The sequence below is a fragment of the Oleiphilus sp. HI0123 genome (assembly GCF_001635315.1).
Genome location: NZ_LWGE01000649.1, coordinates 1 through 4728 on the forward strand (window position 1 = coordinate 1; position 4728 = coordinate 4728).

The 4728-nt window shown below is 42.7% G+C and carries 2 protein-coding genes and 2 pseudogenes; all 4 read left to right on the forward strand.

Going from position 1 to position 4728, the window contains the following annotated elements; all coding sequences use genetic code 11:
- Window positions 1-687 (forward strand): CHAD domain-containing protein (locus A3761_RS05875; RefSeq protein ID WP_156491651.1); only part of this gene is annotated, 687 nt, incomplete at its 5' end.
- A gap of 125 nt (window positions 688-812) precedes the next feature.
- Window positions 813-2069: pseudogene (locus tag A3761_RS05880) on the forward strand (ABC transporter substrate-binding protein).
- 147 nt (window positions 2070-2216) lie between these two features.
- Window positions 2217-4361 (forward strand): annotated as a pseudogene (locus A3761_RS28490) (transporter substrate-binding domain-containing protein); the annotation flags it as partial.
- A gap of 153 nt (window positions 4362-4514) precedes the next feature.
- Window positions 4515-4728, forward strand: a 214-nt coding sequence (locus A3761_RS28495) for an EAL domain-containing protein (RefSeq protein ID WP_231881176.1), incomplete at its 3' end; no start/stop codon positions are given.

The window sequence follows — 4728 nt, forward strand, 5'->3', positions numbered from 1 at the left end:
AGCATGATTTACACCTTAACAAAAGACAAAACGCTTGATCAGCACCTACGGAACTTAAAACAGCACGCAATGCTCACTGGCGAGCTGAGAGATTTAGACGTATTTCTAAACTACCTTTCAGTCATTTCTGGTGAAGAGCAAGGCACATACGGTGAGGGACTTTCTCAACTATACCAAGACCTCGAAAAAATACGTCACGAGAAGCTGTTAGCATTCTGTGAATTCGCCAATAGTGAACGTTTTCTTCGAGACAACAAACAATGGAAGCAGTTTCTTAGATCTAGTGAATTTGAACAGCTGTGTGGAAAAACTAATGATGACAAGCTTACTGACAAACAAATTGAGCTATCAGACAATATCAGTCGACTTATGGATAATTTAACCTCAAGCAATCAAGATGACGACCTTCACCATATCCGTAAGCTAATTAAGAAAAGCCGCTACCTCTCTGAGCTTACTGGCTCCAAAACAAGCTCAGCCAAACAATCTTACAAAGCCCACCAAGCGCTCTTTGGGCGTTTCCAGGACTTATGCGTACAGTGTGAAATGTTAGGTAGGTATATTGAGCTACAGACTAAGAATGAAAATAAACAAGTGAAGACTTCTGCCAAAAAACTATTGAAGCACCTGCAACAACAAAAGACTGATCAAAAAGAAGTAATTTGTAAGCGAGAGCCTCATCTCTAAACTATTGGCGGATCAGTTTTTGTATAGCAATAGATATAAAACAATTTCTCATCAAAATTCCCTGCGACTTTACGTTGTATGGACTAAACTAAATTCCTGTTAATCCACTATTTTATGAGTTTTATATGCTTTTACGTAAGCTTTTCTGCCTATCCTTGTTAACATTAATCTCACATGCCAGTAGTTTAAGTGCAAATGAAGTCATTATAGGCCTTAACTATCCCGCTTCAGGCCCTTACCAAGTACAAGGACTCGCCCAAGAATGTGCTGCCGATATGGCAGTTGAAGAAATTAATAATAATGGCGGGATACTAGGAAAACCCATAAAGCTTCTTAAAAAAGACACTCAGTCAAAAGCCGCAATATCTACCACAAACGTCGTCCACATGATCGATGACCAGGGCGCAAAAATGATTTTTGGCGGTTCCTCTAGCGCTGTCTCTATTTCAGGTGGCTACGCTGCAAAAGCGCGTGACACTTTATACTTTGGCACGCTAACCTACTCAAATGCCACGACGGGGAAAGACGGTCATACCCACATGTTCAGGGAAAGTTATAACGCCTGGATGGGCGCTAAAGTGCTTTCAAAATACCTAAAGAAAAACTTCAAAGGTAAAGAGTTATTCTACATCACTGCAGACTATACCTGAGGCTGGTCGACTGAAAACTCAATTCGCAAGTTCAGCAAAACCAAAGACAAAAAAGCACACCAGCGCGCACTTGTCCCCTTCCCTGGTGCGACAAAGCAGGACTTCAAGGCGGCCTTAGACGCAGCGAAAGAAGAAGTACCCGATGTATTAGTGTTGGTTTTATTTGGCGATGATATGGCAAAAGCCTTAAAAATGGTCACCGCCATGGGGCTTAAGAAAAAAATGTCTATCGTCGTACCTAACCTGACCTTAGGCATGGCCAAAAGTGCTGGACCTGAAGCAATGGAGGGCGTTGTTGGTGCTTTACCCTGGGCATGGAATATACCAGAACAATACAATTATGAAACAGGCAAAAAATTCGTTGAAACCTTTAGCAAACGCTATGACGCCTACCCTTCTTCTTCCGCAGCTTCGGCATATTCAATTTTATATCAATACAAAGACGCCGTAGAACGCGCAGGCAGCTTTGAAACAGCCAAGGTTAGAAAAGCTCTGGAAGGCCATAAATATTCTTTGTTAAAAGATGAGCAGGAATGGCGAGCTTTTGACCAACAAAATATTCAGACAGTCTATGCTGTGAAAGGTAAGACTAAAGAAGATATTTTAAAAGATAAATACCAGTCAGATTACTTCGAGATTCTAACAAGTATGAGTGGCGAAAAAGCCGCAAGAACCCAGCGCCAATGGAAGAATGACCGATTTAAAGCAAACAAATCATCTATTCTGAATTAGCTCATAGGCCGGGGAAGGCGCTCAAAACAAGGAGCGCTTTGCCTACATTTTACTAGCGTTTGGGAATCACTGTTAAGTGCTTGTATTATTTGGTTTAAAACTAGGTATACATAAGCCCTAACTCTCTACAGAACAATCCGGACGTCTATGAGCAACAAGCAGCATGGTCACCCCCCTAAAAAATCAGTAATAGCAGCTACTCTTTTCCCTAGGATTACGTCTTTTTCTTCACTCACTCAGTGTTTGCAGCTGCTTATATTAGGTTTTATTTTAGCCCCGCTATATAGCCACGCGACGCCCGATAGCTCAATCAACTTAAGCCTGGAAGAACAAGAGTGGTTAGCACTACATCCCGTTGTATCAATAGCATATGATGGTTACTTCCCTCCCTACAGTTTTTTGGACAATGACAAATCTATCGATGGTTTTTCGCCAGAGTTGTTCGGTATTATTTCAAAAAAACTGGGGGTCGAGTTTTCGCCCTATGCAAAAACGCAATGGAAAGAGCTATACGAAGATGCCAAGCAACATAAAGTAGATATTGTGGCAACAATGGTAGAGCGTGATGAACGCAATACCTGGTTCAAGTTCTCTGACCCATATATTCGAAAGTCATTAGTTATTATCACTCGTGACGACAACACAGAGATTGATAGCAAATTTGACCTGAAATATAAAAAAGTTGCTCTGGTTTCTGACTACCAATACGCTAAACGAATTACTAAAGAGTTCCCTACGATTCAACCCTTGAAGGTTGATACGATGCTTGATGCGCTCAATGCCGTGTCTGTCGGTGATGCCGATGCAGCCGTCTCATTTATTGGTGCTGGGCATTATTATCGCACCAAGTATCTGATCTCAAACTTAAAATATGCAGCAATATACGACAGTAATGGCTCGCCTGAGTCGATTGCAGTAAGAAAAGACTGGCCGCTTTTATCTTCAATTCTAACCAAGGCTCTGCGCAGCATTCCCGAAGATCAGCTTCAAGCGCTTCGCTCTAAATGGCTTCCGATCGATTATTTACAAGCCAACAGGCAAGTTCGTCTAAGTCCTGATGAACGTGCTTGGGCAGATGCTCATCCAACTATTAAATTGGGTGTAGACCCGGAGTTCGCTCCTTTTGAGTTTTTTGAAGATGGCCAATACAAGGGTCTGGCCTCGGACTATATTAGCTTGTTAAATCGGCGCTTAAATTTAAATTTGGAAGTCATTCCTGACCTAAGCTGGGCAGAAGTGACCGAGAAAGCAAAAAATAAACAATTGGATGTTATGCCGGCTGTGGGTATGACTGAAGAGCGTAAGAAATTTTTTTAATTATACCCGCCCTTACCTGAGCTTCCATCGTGTCATTGTCACTCAGTCAGATTTTCCCTTTATTTCTGGCTTATCTGACTCAGCACTCATAAAGTCGCTGTTCAGGCAAATTCATCGCACTATGGCTTTGTCACTGAGCAGTCGAATATCCAGCCCCATACATACAAAACCCTGAATGAAGCCTTGCTTGCATTGTCAGGTGGCGAAGTCGATGCATTTGTAGGAAATGTCGCCTCAACTTCTTATTGGATAAGGAAGCTTAACCTTAACAACCTAAAGGTAGCCGCCCCCGTTTCAAAAGAGAAACAAAACCTACACTTCGCCGTACGTAATGACTGGCCCGAATTGGTTTCTATTATTGAAAAAGGTCTGGACAGTATTACGGTGGAAGAAGAAGAGGCTATCCGCCAAAAATGGACAAGCATAAAAGTCGATAACGAGCAGAGCCTAATGATCGTTCTTCGGATAAGTGCTGCTCTTTTTGTCATCATCATTATCGGTGCGCTTTGGAACATGATGCTAAAGCGTAAAGTAAGACAGCAAACTTCACAGATACTTCGTTCAGCGCATTATGACCAGCTAACCGACCTTCCAAACCGCTTCCTGATCGAAGACCGTTTACGAGAACGCATTAACGAAGCCAAACAGAACAACTCGAAAGTAGCCATGCTTTCGATAGACATCGATGAATTTAAGAAGATTAATGACTCCTACGGGCACAGTGCCGGGGATCAAGTCCTGAAACAAGTTGCTGAGCGGCTTGGCACAACACTAACAGAGGGTGACACACTGGGCCGCCTCAGTGGTGATCAATTCCTGATTATCATCAGTCACTTTAATGATGTGTCCGACCTAGCTTCAACAACCAGCTCCGTATTGGAGCAGTTTCGGGCAGCCTTTCAAATAGATGCGGGTTTATACACTCTTTCGGCGAGCATCGGGATCTCAATTTTTCCTTTTGACGGCGACACATCTGATGAATTACTTAAGAATGCCGATTCAGCAACTCACGTAGCAAAAGAATTCTCTAACGGTTCCTATGCTTTTTACACTACAGAGCGAAAAGAGAAAGTATCGCGTCAAATAGAGTTAGAGCAAGCACTTCGCGCTGCCTTGGACAAGAACGAAATGTACTTGGTCTACCAAGCAAAGATCGACGCACAAAGTAAACAAGTAATAGGCTTTGAAGCATTATTACGCTGGCACAGCGAGCATCTTGGCCAAGTATCCCCTGCCGAATTTATCCCAGTAGCCGAGAGAAACGGCATGATCATTCCGATTGGTGAGTTCGTAATTCAGCAGTCTTTAGCTGCGCTGGTCGAGCTTAAAGCTCATTACAATG